Annotated in this window: 26 protein-coding genes, 1 tRNA gene, 2 pseudogenes and 1 riboswitch; of the genes and pseudogenes, 6 read left to right on the forward strand and 23 right to left on the reverse strand. The window is 73.6% G+C overall.

All coding sequences use genetic code 11. From position 1 onward, the window contains the following. Positions 1–28 precede the first annotated feature (28 nt). The gene (locus GA0070560_RS24730) at positions 29–1,228 is read right to left on the reverse strand and encodes a chorismate-binding protein (RefSeq protein WP_091302000.1); all 1,200 of its coding nucleotides are present in this window, start codon (positions 1,226–1,228) and stop codon (positions 29–31) included. Between the two features lie 123 nt (positions 1,229–1,351). Here GA0070560_RS24730 and GA0070560_RS24735 point away from each other — a divergent pair, with 123 nt between their 5' ends. Then, entirely contained in the window at positions 1,352–1,552 is a 201-nt protein-coding gene (locus GA0070560_RS24735; RefSeq protein ID WP_088974232.1) for a DUF5999 family protein, read from the forward strand. A 129-nt stretch (positions 1,553–1,681) separates the two neighbouring features. Here the strand turns inward: GA0070560_RS24735 and gcvP are convergent, their stop codons facing one another. Both gcvP and GA0070560_RS24745 read right to left on the reverse strand, forming a co-directional pair. Next, entirely contained in the window at positions 1,682–4,504 is a 2,823-nt protein-coding gene (gcvP, locus tag GA0070560_RS24740; RefSeq protein ID WP_091302002.1) for an aminomethyl-transferring glycine dehydrogenase, read from the reverse strand. Positions 4,505–4,580: 76 nt separating this feature from the next. Further along, a riboswitch (glycine riboswitch) is annotated at positions 4,581–4,677 on the reverse strand. Positions 4,678–4,856: 179 nt separating this feature from the next. Further along, positions 4,857–5,753, reverse strand: coding sequence for an NAD-dependent protein deacetylase (locus tag GA0070560_RS24745; protein ID WP_091302004.1), 897 nt, complete (start codon positions 5,751–5,753; stop codon positions 4,857–4,859). A 69-nt stretch (positions 5,754–5,822) separates the two neighbouring features. On the opposite strand from GA0070560_RS24745, the gene GA0070560_RS24750 reads away from it, so the two are divergent. After that, positions 5,823–6,494, forward strand: a complete 672-nt coding sequence (locus GA0070560_RS24750; RefSeq protein WP_091302006.1) for an SDR family oxidoreductase — start codon at positions 5,823–5,825, stop codon at positions 6,492–6,494. 119 nt (positions 6,495–6,613) lie between these two features. On the opposite strand, the pseudogene GA0070560_RS29970 reads toward GA0070560_RS24750, so the two are convergent. From GA0070560_RS29970 to GA0070560_RS24815, 13 genes and pseudogenes are all read right to left on the reverse strand, one after another. Beyond that, positions 6,614–7,084 (reverse strand): annotated as a pseudogene (locus GA0070560_RS29970) (nitric oxide synthase oxygenase); the annotation flags it as partial. A 206-nt stretch (positions 7,085–7,290) separates the two neighbouring features. Then, positions 7,291–7,872 (reverse strand): MerR family transcriptional regulator, encoded by a 582-nt coding sequence (locus GA0070560_RS24760; protein ID WP_091302007.1) that lies wholly within the window; start codon positions 7,870–7,872, stop codon positions 7,291–7,293. A 200-nt stretch (positions 7,873–8,072) separates the two neighbouring features. After that, positions 8,073–8,537, reverse strand: a complete 465-nt coding sequence (locus tag GA0070560_RS24765) for a bifunctional nuclease family protein (RefSeq protein ID WP_088979125.1) — start codon at positions 8,535–8,537, stop codon at positions 8,073–8,075. Positions 8,538–8,719: 182 nt separating this feature from the next. Continuing rightward, entirely contained in the window at positions 8,720–9,418 is a 699-nt protein-coding gene (ftsR, locus tag GA0070560_RS24770) for a transcriptional regulator FtsR (RefSeq protein WP_170839571.1), read from the reverse strand. 50 nt (positions 9,419–9,468) lie between these two features. Then, positions 9,469–9,921: an oxoglutarate dehydrogenase inhibitor Odhl gene (gene odhI, locus GA0070560_RS24775; RefSeq protein WP_088962138.1), complete on the reverse strand. Its 453-nt coding sequence runs from the start codon at positions 9,919–9,921 to the stop codon at positions 9,469–9,471. 225 nt (positions 9,922–10,146) lie between these two features. Continuing rightward, complete coding sequence (gene gcvH / locus GA0070560_RS24780) at positions 10,147–10,527, reverse strand: glycine cleavage system protein GcvH (RefSeq protein WP_091302011.1); 381 nt, start codon at positions 10,525–10,527, stop codon at positions 10,147–10,149. Between the two features lie 56 nt (positions 10,528–10,583). Then, on the reverse strand, positions 10,584–11,474 hold the full coding sequence (locus GA0070560_RS24785; protein ID WP_091302013.1) for a DUF881 domain-containing protein: 891 nt from the start codon (positions 11,472–11,474) through the stop codon (positions 10,584–10,586). 10 nt (positions 11,475–11,484) lie between these two features. Further along, the gene (locus GA0070560_RS24790) at positions 11,485–11,817 is read right to left on the reverse strand and encodes a small basic family protein (RefSeq protein ID WP_067311500.1); all 333 of its coding nucleotides are present in this window, start codon (positions 11,815–11,817) and stop codon (positions 11,485–11,487) included. Then, positions 11,814–12,761, reverse strand: a complete 948-nt coding sequence (locus GA0070560_RS24795; RefSeq protein WP_091302015.1) for a DUF881 domain-containing protein — start codon at positions 12,759–12,761, stop codon at positions 11,814–11,816. Before GA0070560_RS24795 ends, GA0070560_RS24790 begins: the two co-directional genes overlap by 4 nt. Further along, positions 12,758–13,399 carry a cardiolipin synthase ClsA gene (clsA, locus tag GA0070560_RS24800; protein ID WP_091302017.1) on the reverse strand — a complete coding sequence of 214 codons (642 nt, stop codon included), beginning with the start codon at positions 13,397–13,399 and terminating at the stop codon, positions 12,758–12,760. The genes GA0070560_RS24795 and clsA overlap by 4 nt, the downstream gene beginning before the upstream one ends. A 309-nt stretch (positions 13,400–13,708) precedes the next feature. Beyond that, on the reverse strand, positions 13,709–14,182 hold the full coding sequence (locus GA0070560_RS24805) for a MarR family transcriptional regulator (RefSeq protein WP_091302019.1): 474 nt from the start codon (positions 14,180–14,182) through the stop codon (positions 13,709–13,711). A gap of 42 nt (positions 14,183–14,224) precedes the next feature. Further along, positions 14,225–15,403 (reverse strand): PP2C family protein-serine/threonine phosphatase, encoded by a 1,179-nt coding sequence (locus tag GA0070560_RS24810; RefSeq protein WP_091302021.1) that lies wholly within the window; start codon positions 15,401–15,403, stop codon positions 14,225–14,227. A 64-nt stretch (positions 15,404–15,467) separates the two neighbouring features. After that, positions 15,468–16,214: an SAM-dependent methyltransferase gene (locus GA0070560_RS24815; RefSeq protein ID WP_091302055.1), complete on the reverse strand. Its 747-nt coding sequence runs from the start codon at positions 16,212–16,214 to the stop codon at positions 15,468–15,470. Between the two features lie 117 nt (positions 16,215–16,331). Here GA0070560_RS24815 and GA0070560_RS24820 point away from each other — a divergent pair, with 117 nt between their 5' ends. The 3 genes from GA0070560_RS24820 to GA0070560_RS24830 all read left to right on the forward strand — a co-directional run bounded on the left by GA0070560_RS24820 (position 16,332) and on the right by GA0070560_RS24830 (position 17,966). Continuing rightward, positions 16,332–17,213, forward strand: a complete 882-nt coding sequence (locus GA0070560_RS24820) for a universal stress protein (RefSeq protein ID WP_091302023.1) — start codon at positions 16,332–16,334, stop codon at positions 17,211–17,213. Between the two features lie 130 nt (positions 17,214–17,343). Then, a complete protein-coding gene (locus GA0070560_RS24825) occupies positions 17,344–17,493 on the forward strand; it encodes a phosphatidylethanolamine-binding protein (RefSeq protein ID WP_245675694.1) in 150 nt (49 codons plus the stop codon). Continuing rightward, positions 17,490–17,966, forward strand: a complete 477-nt coding sequence (locus tag GA0070560_RS24830; RefSeq protein WP_091302025.1) for a hypothetical protein — start codon at positions 17,490–17,492, stop codon at positions 17,964–17,966. Before GA0070560_RS24825 ends, GA0070560_RS24830 begins: the two co-directional genes overlap by 4 nt. Here GA0070560_RS24830 and GA0070560_RS24835 read toward each other — a convergent pair. Next, positions 17,963–18,169 (reverse strand): hypothetical protein, encoded by a 207-nt coding sequence (locus GA0070560_RS24835; protein WP_091302027.1) that lies wholly within the window; start codon positions 18,167–18,169, stop codon positions 17,963–17,965. The two genes, GA0070560_RS24830 and GA0070560_RS24835, sit on opposite strands and share 4 nt — an antisense overlap. 130 nt (positions 18,170–18,299) lie before the next feature. On the opposite strand from GA0070560_RS24835, the gene GA0070560_RS24840 reads away from it, so the two are divergent. Further along, positions 18,300–18,953, forward strand: a complete 654-nt coding sequence (locus GA0070560_RS24840) for a hypothetical protein (RefSeq protein WP_091302029.1) — start codon at positions 18,300–18,302, stop codon at positions 18,951–18,953. 3 nt (positions 18,954–18,956) lie between these two features. Here GA0070560_RS24840 and GA0070560_RS24845 read toward each other — a convergent pair whose 3' ends face one another. From GA0070560_RS24845 to GA0070560_RS28890, 6 genes and pseudogenes are all read right to left on the reverse strand, one after another. After that, entirely contained in the window at positions 18,957–19,130 is a 174-nt protein-coding gene (locus tag GA0070560_RS24845; protein ID WP_170839572.1) for a hypothetical protein, read from the reverse strand. Between the two features lie 79 nt (positions 19,131–19,209). After that, positions 19,210–19,485 (reverse strand): annotated as a pseudogene (locus GA0070560_RS24850) (transporter associated domain-containing protein); the annotation flags it as partial. A gap of 176 nt (positions 19,486–19,661) precedes the next feature. Next, the gene (locus tag GA0070560_RS24855) at positions 19,662–19,859 is read right to left on the reverse strand and encodes a hypothetical protein (RefSeq protein WP_091302059.1); all 198 of its coding nucleotides are present in this window, start codon (positions 19,857–19,859) and stop codon (positions 19,662–19,664) included. Positions 19,860–19,905: 46 nt separating this feature from the next. Further along, positions 19,906–21,693 (reverse strand): selenocysteine-specific translation elongation factor, encoded by a 1,788-nt coding sequence (selB, locus tag GA0070560_RS24860; protein WP_091302061.1) that lies wholly within the window; start codon positions 21,691–21,693, stop codon positions 19,906–19,908. Position 21,694: 1 nt separating this feature from the next. Beyond that, entirely contained in the window at positions 21,695–22,993 is a 1,299-nt protein-coding gene (gene selA / locus GA0070560_RS24865; RefSeq protein ID WP_091302032.1) for an L-seryl-tRNA(Sec) selenium transferase, read from the reverse strand. Positions 22,994–23,015: 22 nt separating this feature from the next. Then, a tRNA-Sec gene (locus GA0070560_RS28890) sits at positions 23,016–23,111 on the reverse strand. Positions 23,112–23,144: the final 33 nt, after the last annotated feature.

Here is a 23,144-nt window from a genome sequence, read left to right on the forward strand (position 1 = left end):
GGGCGGTCCCGGGTCGCACCGCCGGGTGTCAGCCGGCGGCGAGCCGGGCCCGGACCGGGGCGGCCTTGGCCGCCGCCTCGGCCACCTCGGCCGCCGGGTCGCTGTCGACGGTGATGCCTCCGCCCGCCCACACGTGCAGCCGGTCGGCGTCGGCGGCGGCGGTGCGGATGGTCAGGCCCAGGTCGACGTGGCCGGGCGCCACCCATCCCAGGGCACCCATGCTGGCGCCCCGCCCGACCGGCTCCAGGGCCGCGATGTGGCCCAGGGCGGCCAGTTTCGGCGCGCCGGTGACCGATCCGCCGGGGCAGACCGCACGCAGCAGGGCGGCCAGGCCCAGTCCGTCGGCGGGCTGCGCCGACACGGTCGACTCGGCCTGCCACAGGTCGCACCAGCGGCGCACGGCGAACAGTTCGTCGACGCGCACCGATCCGGTGCGGGCCACCCGGGCCAGGTCGTTGCGTTCCAGGTCGACGATCATGACGTGTTCGGCGCGTTCCTTGGCCGAGGCGAGCAGGTCCCGGCGGCCGGCGGCGGTGGCCGAGCGGGTGCCCTTGATCGGCCGGGTGAGCAGCCGCGCGGCGCTGACCTCGATGAGGGTCTCCGGGGAGGCGCAACCGACCGCCCAGCCGTCGCCGCGCAGGGTGCCGCCGTAGCGGGCGCCTGGCAGCGCGGCGAGGCGGGACAGCACCGGGCCCGGGTCGCCGCGGTAGTCGGCGGCGGCGTGCCCGACGACGTTGACCTGGTAGACGTCGCCGCGGCCGATGGCGGCGCGGACCGCCTGCACGGCGTCGGCGTGCTGGCCGGGGGTCCAGCTCTCCTGCCAGTCGCCGAGCCACCAACGCGACGGCAGCGCCCGGGTGCGGGGGGACGCGGCGGCGTGGGCGTCGTGTCCGTAGACGACCACGGCCACGTCGGGCAGCGCCGGCACCGGGGTGGGCGCGCCGATCGGGCCGCCGGCCATGACCGCCCCGGCGGCGGCCGAGACGAACACGGCGGCGCCGCACGCGCCGTCCGGGTCGTGGCGGGCGGGTCGGGCCAGGTCGGTCAGGTCGATGCCGTGTCCGGCGAGAAACGTCTCGATGAGTTCCGCCGGGTCGCCACCGTCAGTGACCGTCCACTCGCAGCGGTCCCGCTCGGTTAGCACGTTGCGGCACGCAACCGGCACGCCGGGTATATCAACCGGCGCTCGTGGGAGCGCTTCCACGCCGTAAGGGTGGACTTGGCTCATCCGTTCAGCCGATTTCGGGTGAACAAGACGGATGGCTGCTCGATTCCGCGCGCTTGCGCTTGGTACTGTGCGTCACTGGTCATGTGAACCATGACACAGTGCCCCCACAGTCCGGAGAACCCGATGTGCCAGCACCAACCCACCTGCCCCTCCGCCGAAGCGACCGACCGGGAAGCCGCCCGGGTCATCGCCTGCTTTCCTGAACAGGGCTGGAGCCTGCTCTGCAACGGTGTCATCGTCTTCGAGGACACCGGCGAACTACTCCCCGACGGCAGCACCATCGCCCCGCACCGCGGCCCCGCCCGCCACGCACTCGTAGCCTGAGGCGACCACTCTCCGTCACAGGAGCAGGTCACCCCGGCACAGGCTAGTCCCCCGGCCCGGGACCGCCCTGCCCAGGTCGACCCCAACCGGCCGGGGCGGCACGACGTCCGCCCCGGCGCAGCGTACGGGTCAGTCCTCGAACGCCTCCGGCGACGGGCACGAGCAGACCAGGTTCCGGTCGCCGTACGCCCCGTCGATCCGCCGCACCGGCGGCCAGTACCGGCCCGCCCGCTGCACCCCGGCCGGATACGCCCCCACCGACCGCGAATACGGGTGCGGCCACTCGTCGGCCGACACCATCGCCGCAGTGTGCGGGGCGTTGGCGAGAGGATTGTCCCCGGCGGGCCACTCACCCGAGCCGACCTTGTCGATCTCCGCGCGGATAGCGATCATCGCGTCGCAGAACCGATCCAACTCGGCCAGGTCCTCGCTCTCGGTCGGCTCCACCATCAACGTCCCGGCCACCGGGAACGACATCGTCGGCGCGTGGAAGCCGTAGTCGATCAGCCGCTTCGCCACGTCGTCCACGCTCACCCCGGTCGCCTTCGTCAACGGCCGCAGGTCCAGGATGCACTCGTGCGCCACCAGGCCCTTGTTGCCGGCGTACAGCACCGGGAAGTGCTCACGCAGCCGCGCCGCCACGTAGTTCGCCGCCAGCACCGCCACCCCGGTCGCCCGGACCAGCCCCTGCGCGCCCATCATCCGCAGGTACGCCCACGGGATCGGCAGGATGCCCGCCGACCCGTACTTCGCGGCCGAGATCGCCGGGCGGCCGCCGACGTGCGCCGCACCCGGGTCGCCGGGCAGGAACGGCGCCAGGTGCGCCCGCACCGCCACCGGCCCCACCCCGGGCCCGCCGCCACCGTGCGGAATGCAGAACGTCTTGTGCAGGTTCAGGTGCGACACGTCCGCGCCGAAGCGGCCCGGCTTGGCGAACCCGACCAGCGCGTTGAGGTTCGCCCCGTCGACGTACACCTGCCCACCGGCGTCGTGGACCTTCGCGCACAGTGACGCGATGCCCGTCTCGTACACGCCGTGCGTCGACGGATACGTCACCATGATCGCGGCGAGGGCGTCCCGATGCTTGTCGATCTTCGCGTCCAGGTCGACGAGGTCGACGTTGCCGTCGGCGTCACAACCGACCACCACCACCCGCATGCCGGCCATCACCGCCGACGCGGCGTTGGTGCCGTGCGCCGACGACGGGATCAGGCACACGTCCCGCTGCCCCGCGCCCCGCGAGGCGTGGTACGCCCGGATGGCCAGCAGCCCGGCCAGTTCCCCCTGCGACCCGGCGTTGGGCTGCACGCTGACCGCGTCGTACCCGGTCACCTCCGCCAGCCACGCCTCCAGCTGCGCGATCATCTCCCGGTACCCGGCGGTCTGCGACTCGGGCGCGAACGGGTGGATGTGCGCGAACTCCGGCCAGCTCACCGGCTCCATCTCGGTGGTGGCGTTGAGCTTCATCGTGCACGACCCCAGCGGGATCATGCCCCGGTCCAGCGCGTAGTCGAAGTCGGCCAGCCGGCGCAGGTAGCGCAACATCGCCGTCTCCGAGTGGTGGGTGCGGAACACCGGGTGGGTGAGGAAGTCCGACGTGCGGCGCAGCGCCGGCGGCAGCGCGACGTCGCCGTCACCGTCGAAGACCGGCACCCCGAACGCCGCCCACACCGCCTCCAGGTGCGCCCCGGTGGTCGTCTCGTCGCAGGAGATCCCGACCCGGTCGGCGTCCACCAGCCGCAGGTTCACGTGGCGTTCGGCCGCCGCGGCGACCACCTCGGCCGCCCGAGAAGGCACGACCGCGGTGACGGTGTCGAAGAACGCGACGTCCGTGACCTGCACCCCGCCGGCGCGCAGCCCGGCCGCGAGCCGCGCCGCCATGCCACGGGTACGCTCCGCGATCACCCGCAGCCCGTCCGGCCCGTGGTAGACGGCGTACATGCCGGCCATCACCGCCAGCAGCACCTGCGCGGTGCAGATGTTACTGGTCGCCCTCTCCCGCCGGATGTGCTGCTCACGGGTCTGCAACGCCAGCCGGTACGCCGCGTTGCCGTCGGCGTCACGCGACACCCCCACCAGCCGGCCCGGCAGCATCCGCTCCAGCCCCGAACGCACCGCCAGGTAACCGGCATGCGGGCCACCGAAGCCCATCGGCACCCCGAAGCGCTGGGTGGAGCCGGCGGCGATGTCGACGCCGATCTCCCCCGGCGGCCGCAGCAACGTCAACGCCAGCAGATCCGCCGCCACGGTGACCAGCGCGCCCACCGCGTGCGCCGCCTCGACCAGGTCGCGGTGCTCGCGCACCGCCCCGGACGCCCCCGGATACTGCAGGTGCAGGCCGAAGAACTCCGCCGGCAGCTCCTCGACGTCCAGGTCCAGCACCCGCACCTCGATGCCCAACGGCTCCGCCCGGCTGCCGATCACCGCGATCGTCTGCGGCAGGGTGTCCGCGTCGACCACGTACACGCAGCTCTTGCTGCGCGACGCCCGGCGGGCCAGGGTCATCGCCTCCGCCGCCGCGGTGCCCTCGTCGAGCATCGACGCGTTCGCGGTGGCCAACCCGGTCAGGTCGGTCACCATCGTCTGGAAGTTCAGCAGCGCCTCCAGGCGACCCTGGCTGATCTCCGGCTGATACGGCGTGTACGCCGTGTACCAGGCCGGGTTCTCCAGCACGTTACGACGGATCACCGCCGGGGTGTGCGTACCGTGGTAGCCCAGGCCGATCATCGACACGGCGACGGTGTTGCCGGCGGCCAGGGCCCGCAGCTCGGCGATGGCCTCCCGCTCACCGGCCGGCTCCGGCAGGTCCAGGGTGCCGTGCCAGCGGATCACCTCGGGGATCGCCGCGTCCATCAGCTCGTCGATCGAGTCGTAGCCGACGGCCTGCAGCATCCGGCGCTCATCGGCCCGGCCGGGACCGATGTGCCGGTCGGCGAACTGCTCTGCGGTCATGCGCTGCGCTCCTAGTGGGGGGCGAGGTCGACGGGTCGGCCTCCCCCTGAGTCGCACACCAAGGCGCTCCACAGTGCCTGCCCACGTGGTCCTTTTGCCTGAGAGGTTCCGGGGAGGGATCTGCCCCTTCGGCGCCGCCCCGCAAAGGGGGCGGTCTCTCCCGCGTGGGTGCTACGGCATGGTCAACGCTACCAGCGCCGCTGTTTCCGGCAGACGTCGTACCCCCGGGGCAGGATCATCGGGATCCGCACAGGTGACAGACGGGCACGAACCCACCACCACGCCCCTGCCCGACGGGCCAGCCGCACCGACGCCCCACACCGCCCCGGCACGCTGATCGCGCCCCGGCCGGCTAGAGCGCCACCGGCGACACCCCGGCCGGCACCGCCCCAGCAGCGGCGTCCCCGCGCCACCCGGCACCGACGGCGTCGGCCAACGCGGGCAGCAGCCGCCCCAGCGGCGCGTCCACCCGCAGCGTCGCGTACCCGTCGCCCCGGGTCGGACCCTGGTTGGCGATCGCCACCGCAATGCCCAGCTTCGCCGCCCGCAGCACGAACCGCCGCCCCGACATCACCGTCAACGACGACCCCAGCACCAGCAGCGCCCGCGCCCCGCCCACCATCGCGAAACAGCGCGACACCCGATCCGCCGGAACCGTCTCACCGAAGAACACCACGTCCGGTTTCAACACACCCGTCCCGCAGAACGTGCAGTCCACGCTCCGGAACCCGGCCACCTGCGCGTCGTCGAGCTCCACGTCCCCGTCCGGGTTCACCGCCGAGACGGCGGCGTCGAACCCCGGATTGGCCTCACGCAGCCGCCGGTCCAACTCCTCCCGCGAGGTCCGGTTACCACAGTCCAGGCACACCACCTCGTCCAGGCGGCCGTGCAACTCCACCACCCCGGCGGCCCCCGCCGCGGTGTGCAACCCGTCGACGTTCTGCGTGACGATCCCGTCGACCAGGCCGGCGGCCTGCAACCCGGCCACCGCCCGGTGCCCGTCGTTCGGCGCCGCCCGCGCGATCGTGCGCCACCCCAGGTGACTGCGCGCCCAGTACCGCCGCCGCGCCACCGGGTCCCCGGTGAACGTCTGATAGGTCATCGGGGTGTGCCGCCGCGCCGCGCCACTGGGCCCCCGGTAGTCCGGGATGCCCGACTCGGTGGACAACCCCGCCCCGCTCAGCACCACGACACCACCGGCGGCCACCAGGGCGGCAAGCTCGTCGAACCTCTCCGTCACCCGACCAATGCTGCCTCAACGCCGCGCCCCGGGCGAAGTGAGCGTCGTCGCGCCACCCGGACGGCTAGGTTGGCCGGTATGCGCGTCGTCATCGCCGGAGGCCACGGCAAGATCGCCCAACTGCTCGAACGGGAACTCGCCGGACGCGGCGACACCGCCGTCGGCCTCATCCGCAACCCCGACCACGCCGCCCCGCTGCACGCCCTCGGCGCCCAACCGGTCGTCTGCGACCTGGAACACGCCGCCGTCGACGAGGTCACCACCCACCTCACCGGCGCCGACGCGGTCGTCTTCGCCGCCGGCGCCGGACCCGGCAGCGGCGCCGCCCGCAAGGACACCGTCGACCGCGCCGCCGCCGTGCTGCTCGCCGACGCCGCCCAGACCGCCGGTGTACGCCGCTACCTGCTCGTCTCCTCCATGGGCGTGGAGGACCCACCCGCGCCCGGCACCGACGAGGTGTGGGCGGCGTACCTGCGGGCCAAACGAGCCGCCGAGGACGACCTGACCGGCCGGGACCTGGACTGGACGGTGCTGCGCCCCGGCATGCTCACCGACGATGCGCCCACCGGACGGATCCGCCTCGACCGGCGCGCCCCGCGCGGCGCGGTCACCCGCACCGACGTCGCCCGGGTCCTCGTGGCGCTGCTGCACCACCCGGGCACCATCGGCGCGACCCTCGAACTCGTCGGCGGGGAACTGCCGATCGCCGACGCGGTCGCCGCCGTCGAGGCCACCGACCCCACCACCTGATCCACGACCCGGCCGCCGGTGGCCGGGTCAGCCGCCCAGCACCGCCCGCAGTTGGGCGCTGGCCCCCGCCGCCGCCTGCGCGTCGGCCCGCAACTGCTCCGACTGCGCAGACAGTCCTGCGCGATGCCCGCCACCGTCGTGACGTGCCGACGGTCCCGCACCTTCAACCCCGCCCAGCGGATCCGCCCCACACACCGCACCGACTGCCGCCACGCGACCTTCGCCCCGTACCCCAGCTCGTCGCGGGTGTGCCGGTACGACCCGGTCACCGCGATCTCCTCGCGCACCTGCGCCAGCCGCTCCGCCAGCCCTGCCAGCCGCCGCTCCCGGTGGTACAGCTCCAGGAACTCCACCGCCTCCTCGACGACGTCCCCGCGGACGGCGACGTCACCCGGCGATGTCACCCGCTGCGACGGCGCCCCCGTCACCGGGCAGCCGGACTCGCAACGATCGACGACAGCGCTGCCCGCCCGTACGGAGCGGACACCGACATGGTGGTCAGTGTGCACTTCGGCTTGTCTTCCCGTCCTCCGGCAGGCCCCGACGCCACCCGCACGCCGCACCCACGCATCAGCTCGGCACCACCCCACCGACCATCACTCACAGTGACGATCTGGTGCCTTTGGTGATCACCCTGGACAGGGTGTGCCTGGGAACACCACAACTGTCAACAAGACGACTCCAACCGGGAGTGTGCACAACGGACAACCCCCGGGGCCCGCGCCACGGCCACCCACACACGAAAACGCCGCGACCGGCAACCCGGCCGCGGCACCCCGCACACACCCGAAAGAACTCAGCCCGCCCGACGACGCGCCCGACGCGCCGCCAACTCGTCACCCACCACCTCCGACGCCGGCTCGGCGGACTCCCCGCCCCCCGGCGACGCCGGCTCCGCCGGCAGATGCGACAACGAACCCTGAATCTCCTTGAACGCCCCACCGATCGCGATGCCGAACACACCCTGGCCGCCCTGCAACAGGTCGACCACCTCCTCCGGCGACCGACACTCGTACACCGTCGTGCCGTCCGAGATCAGCGTGATCCCCGCGAGATCCTCCACCCCACGCGACCGCAACGCCTCGATCGCCTTCCGGATGTTCTGCAGGGACACCCCCGCATCCAACAACCGCTTCACGACCTTCAACACCACCAGGTCGCGGAACGAGTACAACCGCTGCGTCCCCGACCCCGACGCGTCCCGCACACTCGGCACCACCAGCGACGTACGCGCCCAGTAGTCCAACTGCCGATAACTGATCCCCACCGCGTGGCAGGCCGTCACACCCCGGTAACCCACCGAACCGTCACCGTCAGTCGCCACCACACCCGGCTCGCCCCGCTCCGCAACCGGCTCAGGATCCCGCGGCTCGTGCATCCCGACCAACCTCCCCGTCAGTGCGGTGACACGTCGTTTCCGGGACGTGCACCCCTCGACACGGCAACCCTACAGACGCACCCCGGGGTTACCACGCAGGAACGGTCGCGACACGCCGCGCAGCGACACGACGCACCCAGCCACACCACACAACGTCACACAGCGTGACCGCTACGACGGGAAACTCACCGCCGACGCACTCAGCCGGCGAAATCCTCCGGACGCACCTGGTCCAGGAACTCGCGGAACTTCTCCACCTCGTCCTCCTGCTCGTCCGGGATCACGATCCCCGCCTCGCTGAGGACCTGCTCCGCACAACGAATCGGAGCACCCACCCGCAACGCCAACGCGATGGAGTCACTCGGCCGGGCCGACACCCGCACCCCGTCGCCCAGCAGCAGATCCGCGTAGAAGACGTTCTCCTTCAACTCGGTGATCTCCACCGCCCGCAACGGCGCCTTCAACGCCGCCAGCACGTCCCGCAACAAATCATGCGTCAACGGTCGGGCCGGCTTGACCCCCTGCTGCTCGTAGGCGATCGCCGTAGCCTCGACCGCGCCGATCCAGATCGGCAGATAGCGGTCGCCCTCGACCTCCCTGAGCAGGACGATCGGCTGGTTGCTGGGCAGCTCCACCCGAACTCCGACCACGCTCAGCTCGCGCACCGCCGCCTCCGTGTCGTTGTCATCCAAGCCCGCACCGCGCCCTTCCCTGCACGGTACACGGACCGCGACACGGTCGTCCCATGCGCACCAGCCCCACGCCCCGCGCCGGAAAAGGGTTACCCCGGCAAGCCTACGACACGCTTCCCGGGGCAGATCTTTCCGCACGCACCACCACCGCCGGCTCACCGGCCCAACGTCGACCGCAACCCCACCCGCACCAACGCCGCGTGCAACTGCTGCGACAACGCCACCAACTCCCGCGCCGTCTCCGCCGCCCGCGCCCGCGCCGCCGGATCACTCTGCCGCGCCAACGGCGCCACCAACTGAGCGAACAGACCGACCTCACGATCCGCCGCCGACCGGTACCCCCGCAGATGCCTCGGCTCCAACCCGTACGCCGCCAGACCCGCCACCGCCCGCGCGATGATCAACGCATCCGCGTCGTACCAACCCGGCGGATCCGACACCAGCACACCCAGCCGCTCCAACTCGCCCAACGTCGACTCGTCGATGCCACTGCGCGCCACCAGGTCGACCCGCCCGAGCCGCACCTGCGACGACTCGGGCTCCTCCACCGCCCGGCCCGGCACCTCGCCACCCGGACCCACCGCCACCAACGTCGGCCGCTGCCGACCCGGCGTCTCACCACCGGCGTCCCACTCGGCCAACTGGTCACGAATCACCCGCAACGGCAGATACTGATCCCGCTGCGCGGTCAACACGAACCGCAGCCGGGCCACGTCATCCCAGCTGTACTTCCGGTAACCCGCCGCCGTCCGCTGCGGCTCCACCAGCCCCTCGGCCTCCAGGAACCGCAACTTCGAGATCGTGACGTCCGGGAACTCCACCCGCAACTGCCCCAGCACCTCGCCGATACTCATCAGCGGATGCGACCGGGCCGCCCCGGGCGGCGAGGAAGCCGCAGGCTCGTTCACCCCCGGCCGGCCTCCTCCTCCGGGCGAGGACCGGCGATGAACACCACGCGGAACTTACCGATCTGCACCTCGTCACCGTTGCTCAACGTCGCCGCCTCGACCCGCTCACGGTTCACGTACGTGCCGTTCAGGCTACCCACGTCCCGCACCGTGAACGTCCCACCGTCACGGTGGAACTCCGCGTGCCGCCGCGACACCGTCACGTCGTCCAGGAAGATGTCACTGTCCGGGTGCCGGCCACTCGTGGTCACGTCATGGTCCAACAGGAACCGCGCACCGGCGTTCGGCCCACGCCGAACCACCAGCAGCGCCATCCCCGGCGGCAACGAGCCGGACATCCGGCTCGGCACCACATCGGTGTCCGGCCCTTCCAGCACTTCGTCCAACGAACCGAGATTGAGCGTCGAAGTGACGTCGAGCGGGGGGAACTCGTCGCCTGGGCGCGTCATGGGACCACCTCACGGATCTGTTCGGTCAGCGTCGGCATAATGGCGGGTCTGGCCGCCGGGCAGTCGCACACCCAGCGGCTGGCTCCCCGTGCCCGGGAAGGCAATTACACAACGCTCAACTATCGGGTTCTCGGTCGACTGGGCGAGCCTAGCCAGCGCCGAAATGCAGGGCAACCGGACGCGCGGGGAACATCATCGTCCCCCACGCCCGGCACGGGCAACACTTCAGCTCGCGGTGAGCTCGCGATACGCCGCAGCCGTCAACAGCCCGTCCACCGCCGACGGATCGTCCGGAGTGATCTCCAACAACCAACCCGCGCCGTACGGATCCGAGTTGATCACCTCAGGAGTGTCACCCAGCGACTCGTTCCGCGCCGACACCGTACCGCCCACCGGCGAGTAGATCTCCGACACGCTCTTGGTCGACTCGATCTCACCCAACGGCTCACCGGCGGCCACCACCGCACCCTCGTCCGGCAACTGGACGAACACGATGTCGCCCAGCGCATCCTGTGCGAAGTGGGTGATACCGATGCGCAGCACGCCGCCGTCGGCGCCGACCACCCACTCGTGCTCAGCGGTGTAACGCAGATCCTCAGGAATCACCAGACGCGTCCTTCATCCATCGGTGCACCGGGGAAGACCCGGCGCGGCCGCGCCGGTCAGGAGACCGGACGGGCGTATTCCAGCTTCATCGGCCCGTGCAGCGCCGAAACCTCGGCAACCTCACGCTCCTCGACGATCACGTTACCGCCGTCACCGGCGACGGTCGCGGCCACCCCGCCCGGAATCTTCAACGCCGTGGACATCGTCGTCGGATCACCGATCACCGTGATCGTGAACGGACCCGACAACGACCGCCCGTCCACCACCAGCGACCCGTTCTGCCCGCCCAGGAAGTACGTCGACGCGACGATCCGCACCGGCGAGCCACCGACACCGGAAATCTGCATCGCCTCGGCCCCCGCGCCCCGCAACTCCTGCACCGCGTCCAGGATCCGCTCCGCCGCGATCGGCTTCCCACCGGGCACGAACCGGACACTCAACCCCGGCCCCCGCGCCGGCAATGTCCCCGCCAGGATCCCCAACTGGTCCGCCCGCCGCCGGGCCTCCTCCAACGCCGCCTGCCGACCCTGCTCACCGGAACGCAACTGCCGCTGACTCTCCTCGAGAGCCTCGATGTCCTGCTGCAGTCGCTTCTCCCGCGAATCCAGATCCGAGAAGATCCGGACCAGGTCCTCCTGCCGCGTCGCCGCCAACGTCGGATCCGTCGACGTCGTCTTCAACTGCACCACCAGGGTGAAGCCCAGCAACGCCAACAGCACCGCGATCATCACGCCCGCCGAGCTCAACCGCCCGCCCAACGCGCCCGGACCGCCCTTCACCGGCTCCGGCGGCGCAGCCGCCGCCTCCGCCAGGTTCACCGTCGCGCCACCGTCGCCGTCGGCATCCGCAACCCGCGCCGGCTCCTCCGGCACCACCAGCGGACTCATCCCGTCCGGATCCGTCGGCTCCGGCCGCCCCGTCCCGGTCTCCCGCTGCTCGTCGCTCATCGCCACAAACCTACGCCCGGAACAGGTGACGACGGATCGCCGCCACGTTGCCGAAGATCCGCACCCCGAGCACGACCACCACACCGGTGGAGAGCTGACCGCCCACCCCCAACTGGTCGCCCAGATACACGATCAGACCCGCCACCAGCACATTCGAGATGAACGACACCACGAACTGCTTGTCGTCGAAGATCCGGTCCAGCTTCGCCCGCACCCCACCGAACACCGCGTCGAGGGCGGCCACCACCGCGATCGGCAGGTACGGCTGCAACGCGGCGGGCACGGTCGGATCCAAGTAGATCCCGAGAACCACACCGGCGAGCAGCGCCAGCACCGCGATCATCGGACACCTCCGGAGGGGCTGGGAGACGTACCCGGGCCGGCCGGCCCGGGACTGGTCGAACCGACGGCCGCCGACCCCGACAGCGACGGGACCGGACTGACCGAAGGCTGCGCGTAGCGTAGCCGCGGCTCCGGCGCGGCCGGCAGGGTGAGGTCCTCGGCCTCGCGCACCTGGAACGACAAACCGGTCTGCTTCGCCACCCGACGCATCAGGTACGCCGACCGGCTCTCCTCGAACTTGTCCCGCATCGAGCCCGGCCCGATCGCCATCACCTCGTACGGACTCGTCACCGGCCGGAAGTCCACCAGGATCGCCGCCCCCGCCGAACGGATCGTCGACGTCGCCGTCAACCGCTGACCGTTGATCGCCACCGCCTCGGCCCCGGCGGCCCACAGGTCGTTGGCCACCTTCTGCAGGTCGGAGTAGATCACCCGGTCCGGACCGGCCTCCGAGTCACCGGTCACCGCGTCGTCCTCCTTGGGCGCGGCGTCGACCATGCGCACCACCACGCCGTCCCCGCGCACCCGACCCAGACCGGTGCCCGCCTCCAGGTTGCGCAACCGGGCCGCCTGCGAACCGCTCAGCGCGGCGTCCCGCTGGCGCCCCACCTCCTCGCGCAACCGGTCCGCCCGGGCGGTCATCCGATCGGTCTCCGCCTGCCGCTGCTTGATCTGCGCGATCAGCCCGGCCCGTGCCTGGCTGCGGCTCGGCTCCTCGGCCAGGGTCTCCCGGTACGCCACCGCGAACAGGAACCCGACCACCACGATCACCAGGACGCTGACCGCCCGCGCCGACGCGCCCCGCCACCCGGACGGCGACGGGGACTCCCGCCGTCGGGCCGCCGCGTCGGCGTACCCCGGGTCCAGCGGGTTGCGGAACAGTTCGGTGAGGAAGTCCGGGGTGAAGACGCGCGCCGGGCGGGCGGAGTCCGGGCCGGCGCTCATGCCGCCGCTCCCCCGGACCGGGCCCGCACCGCCCGGACCAGCCGTCCGGCCTGGACCACGTACATCCCGCCGGCGACCCAGTAGAGCACCAGACCCCACCAGGCCAGCCCCCAGCCGATCGCCGAGGCGGCGGTCGCCACCGCCGTCACGGTCTCCGCCAGCAGCAGGATCGGGAAGGCCGCCAGGAGCAGGAAGGTGGCCGTCTTGCCCACGTAGTGCACCGGCGGCGGGCCGTAGCCGTGGCGGCGCAGCACCGCCAACGAGCCGAGCAGCAGCAGCTCGCGGGCCAGCAGCGCGGCGGTGAACTGCCACGGCACCACCTCGCGGGCGGTGAAGGCGAGCAGGGTGGCCAGGATGTAGAGCCGGTCGGCGAGGGGGTCCAGCAGCTCACCGAGGCGGCTGACCTGGCGGAGCCGGCGGGCGATCCAGCCGTCGACCCAGTCGGTGGTGCCGCCGACGGCCAGCACCACGATCGCCGCCACGTCGGCCTCGGCCACCAGGAACAGGTAGAGGAACAGGGGCACGCCGAGCAGCCGGACGGCGCTGATCAGGTTCGGCAGGGTCAGCACCTGGTCACCGGCGACGGTGACCCCGCCCGAGCCGTGCGGATGCTCTGTCCGAGCCGGCCGACGCGACACCGAACCTCCCTCCGCAGCACGAACCGGGTGCCCGTGTGGGACACCTCGGTGGGACGTGCGCGCTGACGGGCCGGCCAGCGCCGGCGCCTCGGCGATCCCGGGCTGGGACCTCCCCCTGGTGCCGGCTTCGGTGTCGTGACCGTTGGCCGGCGAGTTGCCACTATATCGGGCTCACGTCTGCGCTCCCTGACCGCGTGTTCGCGTCGTCGAACGCTGCCCCTTGTGTGTTCCGTCACTACCGATAGGGCGTCCTAGGATACTAGTCGTTCAGGTAGGAACGCGCGACCCTCGAGTCGAGGGACGGAGAGGTCAGGCAGTGAGGGCGGTGGCGTCGGTGCTCGGCTCCACCGCAGCCCCCGCCTCGACCGCCTGGCCGAAGGCGAGCAGCGCGAGCAGCAGCTCGTGCTGGGTGCGCGCCGGCATCCGGTCGAGCACCGCCTGCACCGCACGGTGCCGGCGCTCCTTCAGCTCCCGCAGCAGCGTCTGCGCCGCTGCGGTGGGCACCAGCCGGACCTCACGCCGGTCACGGGGATCCGCCACCCGTCGCAGCAGGCCGGTGGCCTCCAGCCGGTCGCAGAGCCGGCTGGCCGACGACGGCACGACGTCCAACAGCTCCGCCAGCCGGTTCACGTTGGTCTCCGGCCGCTCGGTGATCAGGGAGAGTACCCGCAGCTGGGTCGGCGGAACGGCCACCTGGTGCCGGGACGTGGCCGAGTCGAGCACACCGATCAGCGCCTCAGCCGCAGCGTCGATCGCCGCGGCGAGATTCGGAGGTCGATCCACCCGCTGTCCCCTGCGATTGTCCCGCTCGTACCTGCCGGTCGGTCACCGTCCGCCCGGACCGCTGGCACCGAGCCAGTCCAGGCAGACGACAACGGCGTCGTCACGCAGGTCGGTCTCGGCGTGGTAGGCGAACAGCTCGCGCATCACCGTACCAACCGCCTCCGTGGCCGGCTGCAGCCGTGTGGACCGCATCGACCGGGCCATCGCCCGCTCCCCGTAGGCCTCCTGTCCACCCGGCTGCGCGGCGTACACCCCGTCGCTGACCACGAAGAGGCGGTCCCCCGGCACCAGGTCGAACTCCTGCACCGCGTACCGGGTCTCGGCGAACATGCCCAGCGGGAGCTGACGCTCCAGCTCGATCGGGGTGACCGTGCCCCCGCGCACGCGCAGCAGGTGGGGAGAGCCGGCGTCCACGGCGCGGACCCGCCCGGTCGCCGTCTCCACCGCCAGCAGCAGCGTGGCCACGTGCCGCCGCCCCCGGTGCTGGTAGAAGATGGTGTCCGAGGCCAGCTCGGCCTGCTCCACCAACCCGCCGCCCGAGCGGCGGGCGTTGCGCATCGCGTTCACGGTCAGGGCGGTCAGCAGCGACGCCGCGATCCCGGTGCCGGTGCCGTTGAGCACGGTGAGGGTCAGCCGCCCGTCGTCCACCGCCCAGTCGAAGTGGTCACCGCCGACGGTGTACGCCGGTTCGAGCTGCCCCGCCAGCAGGAACGCCTCGTGCCGGACGCTGCGCCCGGGCAGCAGGTCCCACTGCATCTCCGCGGCCATGCTGAGCCGCTCGCGACGCCGAGCCCGCCGGTAGCGGTCGGTCTCCCGGTCGGCCGCGCGCAGGGCGGTGGCGAGTTCCCCGGCGACCTCCCCCACCTCGCCCACCGTCGCGGCGTCCGGCGCGGCGGTCAGCTCGACCAGGAGCGCGCCCAACCGCTCCCCCCAGGCGGTCACCGGCACCCAGATCCGGCAGTGACCGTCGTCGCGGGCGTCCAACACCGGCTGCTGGCTGCTGAAGCAGCGCTGCGCGACACCTGCGCAGGCCAGGAAGCCCGCCTCCGGCAGTTGCGTGCCGAGCACCGGCCACAGCCCGCTGATCCGGTAGTCGGCGAGGAAGACCTCCACGCGCGACGCGGCGAGCATCGACCGGAGCGCCCGGTCCGTGGTCTCCACCAGTTGGTCCGGTGGAGCCCCGCGCAGCGCACGGGACACCGCGGCGGGCACGTCCGGCATGTTCGTCCTTCCGAGGATTTCTTGCTACAGGGCAAGCATCATACGGAGGGCCGGACCCGCCAGGTCACCCGGCCGGCTTGACCGCCAGACCACCGTGGAAGGCGTCCGGCACCGCCGCCGGTACGCCGTCCACCCGCCACCGCGACACCGCGACGATGCCGTCGCGCGTCGGCGTCCACCGGCCCAGCAGCGGACCGAACGACGCCGGGTCGCGCATCCGGAACTGCGGCCCCATCATGGCCAGCGCCTCCGGATACCCGGCCAGTTCCTCGCTGTCGAAGTCGAACGCCAGGAAGCTGCCCGGCGACACCGCCTCGTAGATCTCCTCCAGGGTGCGGGCCAGCGTCGCGTCGTCGAGGAACGCCGCCAGCCCGAGGAAGACCACCCCGACCGGCCTCCTCCCCCAGCCCGGGACGAAGCGGTGCAACTGCGCCCGGTCCAGCGTGCCGATGTCGGTGGCGTCACCGTAGCCGTAGCCGGCACGGTCGTTGTCGGCCAGGATCTGCTGGCCGAGCCGTACGGTCACCGGATCGACGTCGGTGTAGAGCACGCTCGCCGCGGTGGCCACCTCGTGCACGTTGCCCCGGGTCGGCAACCCCGCGCCGAGGACCAGGAAGCCGTCCACGCCGGCGTCGGCGATCGCCGCCACGGCTCGGCCGAGGAAGGCCCGCAGGTCGCGGAAGATGGCCGCGCAGGGGCCGTACGCCCCCTCGAACGCGCGGGCGGCGGCCACGTCCACCGGGTAGTGGTGCTCACCGCCCAACCAGAAATCGATCATGCGGGCAGTACTCGGCTGCTCCGGCTCAGCCATCGACGGCACTCCCTTCAGGCCGGTGGCCGCCAGCGTATCGACGCCGGCCGTCGTGGCGGTATCGGCCCGACGACAGCCCGCAGCCCGCGATACTGGTCGCACAGGAGGTGGACGGACGTGAACTCGGCTGACGGCGCGGCGGTCGTGGTGGGCGTGGACGGCTCCGAGTCGGCCCAGCGCGCGATACGGCTCGCCGCCGCGGAGGCGGCCCGCCGCAACCGGCCGCTGCGGGTGGTGCACGGGTTCATCTGGCCACTGCTGCGGGTGCCCGTCGGCCGCGCCTCCGCGAGCCCACCCGGGGGCGGGCTGCGCCACCAGGCCGAGCGCGTGGTGGCCGACGCGGTCGCCGAGGCCGAGGCGGCCGCGCCCGGGATCCGGGTGACCGGCGAGATCATCGACGGAGAGGCGTCCGCCGTCCTGCTCGGCGAGACCCCCACCGCCGTCATGGTCGTGCTCGGCGACCGGGGACTGGGCGGATTCGCCTCCCTGATCGTCGGCTCCGTCGCCGTCCAGGTGGCCACGCACGCCGACTGCCCGGTGCTGGTCGCCCGCGGCGAGGAGCACCCCGGCGGACCGGTGGTGGTCGGCGTCGACGGCTCACCGGCTTCCCGCCGGGCGGTGCAGTTCGCCGCCGAGCAGGCGAGCCTGCGCGGCACCGGCCTGCACGCCGTGCACGCGTACCGGCATCCGGTCTCCCGAGGCCCGGGCGACATGCAGCCGCTGGTCTACGACGAGTCGGAACTGCGCGACGAGGAGCAGCGGGTGCTCGCCGAGTCCCTCGCCGGCATCCACGAACGCCACCCGGACCTCGCGGTCACCCACGAGGTGGTCCGGGCGCGGCCGGTCGCCGCGCTCACCGAGGCCTCGAAGCGGGCCCTGTTGACGGTGGTCGGGGGCCGGGGGCGCGGCGAACTGAGCGGGCTGCTGCTCGGCTCGGTGAGTCAGGGAGTGCTGCACCACAGCGCCAGCCCGGTCGCCGTGGTGCGGGCCCCCGACTGAACGGTTGGCCCGGCCGCAGACGGGTAGACGGCCCGGGTACGGCACGCGGTGACAGCGACCGAGGAGGCGGCGATGCCAGGACCACGGCCGGGAAGCAACGCGTACGACAAGGAACGCGCGGCTGCGCGACATGGTCGAGCAGTCCGGGCGGGCGGCCGACCAGGAGGCGAACCAGGTCGCCAACCGGATCCTCCAGGAGGATCGCGGCCAGCGGGGCGTGGTCCGGGGCGAACGGACCTTCGGCCCCAAGGGTGAACGCGAACCCGGCGACCCGAAGTGAGGGCGTCCGGCCTGGTCGACGGGGCGATCGCCGGCGCGGTCGGCAGCGCCGCGTTGAACGTCGTGAGCTACCTCGACATGGTGGTCCGGGCACGGCCGGCGAGCAGCACCCCGGACGAGACCGCCCGCCGGCTGGCCGAGACGGCGCATGTGGACCTCGGGCCCGAGGACCGGGCGGCCAACCGCCGCTCGGGCCTCGGGCCCGTGCTCGGCTACGGGACGGGCATCGCCGTCGCCGCGCTCCTCGGAGCGCTCGCGGGCGGCCGCCGGGCGCCCCTGCCCGTCGGCCCGGTGCTGCTCGGTGGTGCGGTGATGGCCATCTCCGACGGGTCGATGACGGCCCTCGGGGTGACCGATCCGCGCACCTGGCGGCGCACCGACTGGGTGGCCGACATCGTGCCGCACCTGGCGTACGGAATGGCGGTCGCAGCCACCTGGAACCGGCTGCGACCGCCATCCGGGCGCAGGCGTTAGGCCCTCGCGTCGCTCTCGTCGTCGGCGACCGGCTCACCGGCCGGGCCGTACGGCGACACCTGCCCCTTGGGCACGGGCCTGCCCCGGTCACCGGTCGAGTGGCTCCTGTTGCGCGGATGACCGGTCGGTCGGGGTCCCTTGCTGTCCTGACTGGTCGCACCCCTGTCGTTGCGCCGGAACTCCTCCTGCTGCGGTTGCACCACGACGTCTCTCCTTCCCGGTGGGAAGCACGCGGCCGTCGGCCGCGCACTCGTGCGGCTTACCCGCCGCCGTGGCGCGCATTCGGGCCCCGCCGGCCGGGCTGATCCGCGCCGGGGTGGGTACAGCACGGTGATGGGGGACGAACGCCGGGTGGCCCGGGTCCTGTTGGACCGGCAGGGCCGCACGTACGCCGAGGAGGCCGGCATCAGGCTGACCGACCGACCGGGACCGCTCTACCAGCTGCTGGTGCTGGCCACGCTGCTGAGCACCCGGATCCGGGCCCAGGTGGCGGTGGCCGCCGCGCGGGAGCTGTTCGGCGCCGGCTGGCGTACCCCGCAGGCGATGGAGGCGGCGGGCTGGCAGGACCGGGTCGACGCGCTGGGTCGCGGCCACTACCGCCGCTACGACGAACGGACCGCGACGATGCTGGGCACCGGCGCTCGGCTCTGCCTGGACCGCTGGCACGGTGACCTGCGGCGGCTGCACCGCGAGGCGGGCGGCGAGCCGGGCATGCTGCGCCGGCTGCTGACCGAGTTCCCCGGCATCGGTCCGACCGGCGCGGACATCTTCCTGCGCGAGGCGCAGACGGTCTGGCCGGACGTGCGCCCGTACGCCGACCGGCGCGCCCTCGCCGGGGCCCGGCGGCTCGGGCTGCCGGCGAACCCGCGCGGGCTGGCCGGCCTGGTCGGCGAGGCCGACTTCGGGCGGCTCGCGTCGGCGCTGGTGCGGGTGGCCCTCGGCGAGGAGTCCGCAGGGGAGGTCAGCCGCACGGCGGCGGCCCGGTGAGCCTCACTTGACCGGCTTGTCGCCCGGCTTGGTGAGGTTCCAGACCAGCAGCGAGGCGAGCAGGGCGAGCAGCACCACTCCCCCGGAGACCCCGCCGCCCTCCTCCGCGCCGCTGCGCCCGGTCACCCCGAAGTAGATCACCGCGAGCCCGGCGAGCACCGCCAGGAACGTCCGCATGCCTCGGTCCTTCACGCCCGCACCGTACGTCCGTCCGCCGGCCGGGACGCGGTGGTTCACGTCCCGTCACCCGTGCGGGTCAGCACTGTGCGGCGGGCCCCCGCAGCCGGACCCGGCGGACCGCCCGGTCGGCCACCTCGACCACCTCGACGGTGAGCCCGGGCAGCCGCACGGTGTCCCCGGGGCCGGTCGGCAGCCGGCCCAGCCCGGCCAGCACCAGCCCGGCCACGGTGGTGTAGTCGCGCGGCAGCGGGAAGGTCAGCCGCACCCCGACGTCGGGCAGGTCGTGCAGGGGGAAGTCGCCGGGCAGCAGCAACGCGCCGTCGGTCTCCCGGACCACCCCGCGCACGTCCCGGCGCCGGTCCGCCCGGCCCGGGCGAGCCGACGCAGCTGTCCCTCGCGCAGCGTCACCAGCGCCATCTCGCTGCCCGCGAGGGCGGCGTTGGCCAGCACCAGTACGGCCACCAGCGCGAGCTGACCGCCCACCGCACCCCCTCCCCGCGCTCGTCGGCCCGGTCTCCCGGCACCCCGTCAGTCGGTCTCCAGGTCGTCGAGGGAGATGGCGTGGGTCATCAACCAGCGGGCCAGCGCCGACATGCCGAACAACCACAGCGGCGCGGACTCGGTGGTGCCGTTGGTGGCGAAGATCGCGAACCGCAGGTCCGGCACCCGGTACGCCTCGATCCGCCAGCGGTGGTTCTTGTCCCGCCAGACCGCCGAAGGGTCCATGGCGTCACGGTAGGCGACGCCGGACCGCCGGCGGAGCGGCTTGCCCTCACCCGCCGGACACGACGTCACCCGGCAGCGGCGGGGTGACCACCTCGCGGGTGTCATCGGGCAGCCGGCGGGTGGCACCGCGGCGGTCCAGCAGCTCCAGCAGGGGCACCGCCACCCGGCGGGTGGTGTCCAACGCCTGCCGGGCCGCGCTGAGCGTGAACGGCTGCGGCAGGCCGGCCAGCACCCGGACCGCGTCGTCCGCCGCGCCGGGCAGCAGCACCACGTTGTCGGCGAGCCTCAGCAGCGCGCCCGCGCGGACCGCCGCGCCGATCTCCCGGGGGCCCAGGCCCAGGATGGCGAGCCGGTCCGCCTCGGGGGCACGGAACGGGTGTCCGGCGTACTCGTCGCGCACCCGCCGTACGGCCCGGGCCACCGGTTCGGGCAGCGTGTCGGCGGGGACGCCGGCCACCCGGCCGGCGCGCAGCGACAGCGGCGGCCGGACCAGGGCCGCCACGAGGGCACGGTCGGGCAGGTCGAGGCGGTGCCGCAGCACCTCGACCGGCGCCCCGGGCTCCAGCGGGTGCTCGCGGGCGTACCGGGTGACCTCCTCGACCAGCCGGACCTCCAGCCGCCGCCAGTGCCCGGGATCGGCGAGCCAGTCCCCCGCCACCGGCTCGGCGGTGACCGTGACCCCCATCCGGGTCAGCTCACCGGCCCGGGCCAGCGACCGGCGGCGCAGCTCCCCGGCCAGGTCGGGCCGCCCGTCCAGGTCGGCGAGCACGCCGGCCCGGGCCGCGGCGGCGCCCCGGCGGGTCAGCGGCGGCGGGTCCACGTCCAGCACGGTCACCCCGCCGGCGACGTGGTGGCGGCCGGGGTCGCGCAGCAGCGCCCGGTCGCCGAGGAGCAGCGGCAGCGGCCGGGCCAGCCGCAACCGGACGGTGTCGACGCCGAGTGGTCGGACCCGCACCGGCACGGCCGCCGCGCCGACGTGCAGGGTGAGCGTGGCCGGCAGGTCGGCCGCCGGGTCCCCGGCCAGGCGCACGTCGACCAGGTCGGTGCGGTGGAACCGGCCGGGGGTCAGCAGGGCGTCGCCGCGGGCCAGCCGGTCCTTCGGCACGCCGCGCAGGTTGACCGCCACCCGGGCCACCGCGTCCACCCGGTCCCGCGCCGCGCCCAGGCAGTGCAGGCCGCGTACCCGGACGATTTCACCGGTGCCGGCGAGGGCGAGCTGGTCGCCGACGTGCAGCCGGCCGCCGCCGAGGGTGCCGGTGACGACCGTGCCACTGCCCCGGATGGTGAACGAGCGGTCCACCCAGAGCCGTACCGGGGCGTCCACCACCGGGGCCGGCAGTCGGGCGACCAGCCGGTCCAGGGCGGCGCGCAGCGCCGGCAGGCCGTCGCCGGTGAGCGCGCTGACCGCGACCGTCTCGACCCGGCCGAGGGAGGTGGCGGCGATCTCGGCGGCGGCCGTCCCGATCGCCGCCGCCGGGTCGGCCAGGTCCACGCGGGTCACCACGAGCAGGCCGTACGACACCCCGAGCGCGTCCAGCGCGGCCAGGTGCTCGGCGGACTGCGGCATCCAGCCCTCGTCGGCGGCGACCACGACCAGCGCGGCGGGGACCGGGCCGACCCCGGCGAGCATGTTCGGCACGAACCGCTCGTGCCCGGGCACGTCGACGAACGCGACGGTGTCGCCGCAGGGCAGTGCCGTCCAGGCGAACCCGAGGTCGATGGTCATGCCCCGGCGACGTTCCTCGGCCCACCGGTCCGGTTCCATCCCGGTCAGCGCCCGGACCAGGGTGGACTTGCCGTGGTCGACATGCCCGGCGGTGGCGACGACGTGCATGTCAGCCGGCCACCCGCAGCACCGCCGCACGCAGCGTGTCGTCGGCGGCGGCGGGCACACAGCGCAGGTCCAGCAGGAGCCGGCCGCGGGCCACCCGGCCGAGCACCGGTGGGCTGCCCAGGCGCAGCGGCCCGGCGTACGACCCGGGCAGGCTCAACGCCCAGGAGTCCAGTTCGACACCGGGGGCCCCACCGCCACCGACCACCGCGGCGCTGGGCACCACCTCGGCCTTGCAGCCGTCCGCGCCGAGGGCGTCGCGCAGCCGCTCGACCCGTTCGCGTAGCGCGGCCTCCCCGGCGTGCAGGGCGGCCCGGGTGGGCGTGCCAGGGCCGTGCAGGGTCGCGGCCAGCGCCGCCAGGGTCAGCTTGTCCACCCGCAGGGCCCGCGCGAGGGGGTGCCGGCGCAGCCGCTCGACCAGGTCGGCGTCGCCGAGCAGCAGCCCGGCCTGCGGGCCGCCGAGCAGCTTGTCGCCGCTGGCGGTGACCAGCGCCGCCCCGGCCCGCAGGGTGCCGGCGGCGTCCGGCTCGTCGGGCAGCAGCGGGTCCGGCGCGAGCAGTCCCGAACCGATGTCGGCCACCACCGGCACGCCGAGGGTGGCCAGTTCGCGTACCGGCACGGCGGAGGTGAAGCCGGTGACGACGAAGTTGGACGGGTGCACCTTGAGCACGAAGCCGGTGTCCGGGCCGAGCGCCCGGGCGTAGTCGTGCAGCGTGGTGCGGTTGGTGGTGCCCACCTCACGCAGCCGCGCCCCGGTGCTCTGCAGCAGGTCGGGCAGACGGAAGCCGTCACCGATCTCGACCAGTTCGCCCCGGCTGACCACGATCTCCCGGCCACGGGCGAGGGCGGTGGCGGCGAGCACCAACGCGGCAGCCCCGTTGTTCACCACGTGCACGGCGGCGGCGTCGGGTACGGCGGCGGCGAGCGCGTCGAGGGCGTCGCGGCCGCGCCGGGCCCGCCGGCCGGTACGCAGGTCCAGTTCCACGTCGGTGTGCCCGGCGGCGGCGACGACCGCCGCGACGGCGGCGTCCGACAGGGGCGCCCGGCCGAGGTTGGTGTGCAGCACGACGCCGGTGGCGTTGAGCACGGCGCGGGGCGTCGGCGCGGGCAGGGCGGCGAGCGCGGCGTCGCGTACCTCGTCGGGGGTGATCTCACCGCGGCGGGCGCGGTCCTGGGCGGCGACGACGGCGGCCTTGACCCGGTCGCGGCCGAGGGTGACGACGGCCGCGGCCAGCCCCGGGTCGGCGAGCAGGGTATCGGTGCGCGGCACCCGCCGCCGTGGGTCGGCCGGCACCTCGCCCATCCGTGTCATCTCCCGTGCAGCGTGGCGGAGACGGACGGGAATCGAACCCGCCTGGCCCGGGTCCCGGACCACACCGGTTTTGAAGACCGGGAGGGGCACCAGCCGCCTGAACGCCTCCGCCCAGAAGTCAACCACAGCCCGCGCCGGGGCG

Source organism: Micromonospora halophytica (assembly GCF_900090245.1).
Lineage (GTDB): Bacteria > Actinomycetota > Actinomycetes > Mycobacteriales > Micromonosporaceae > Micromonospora > Micromonospora halophytica.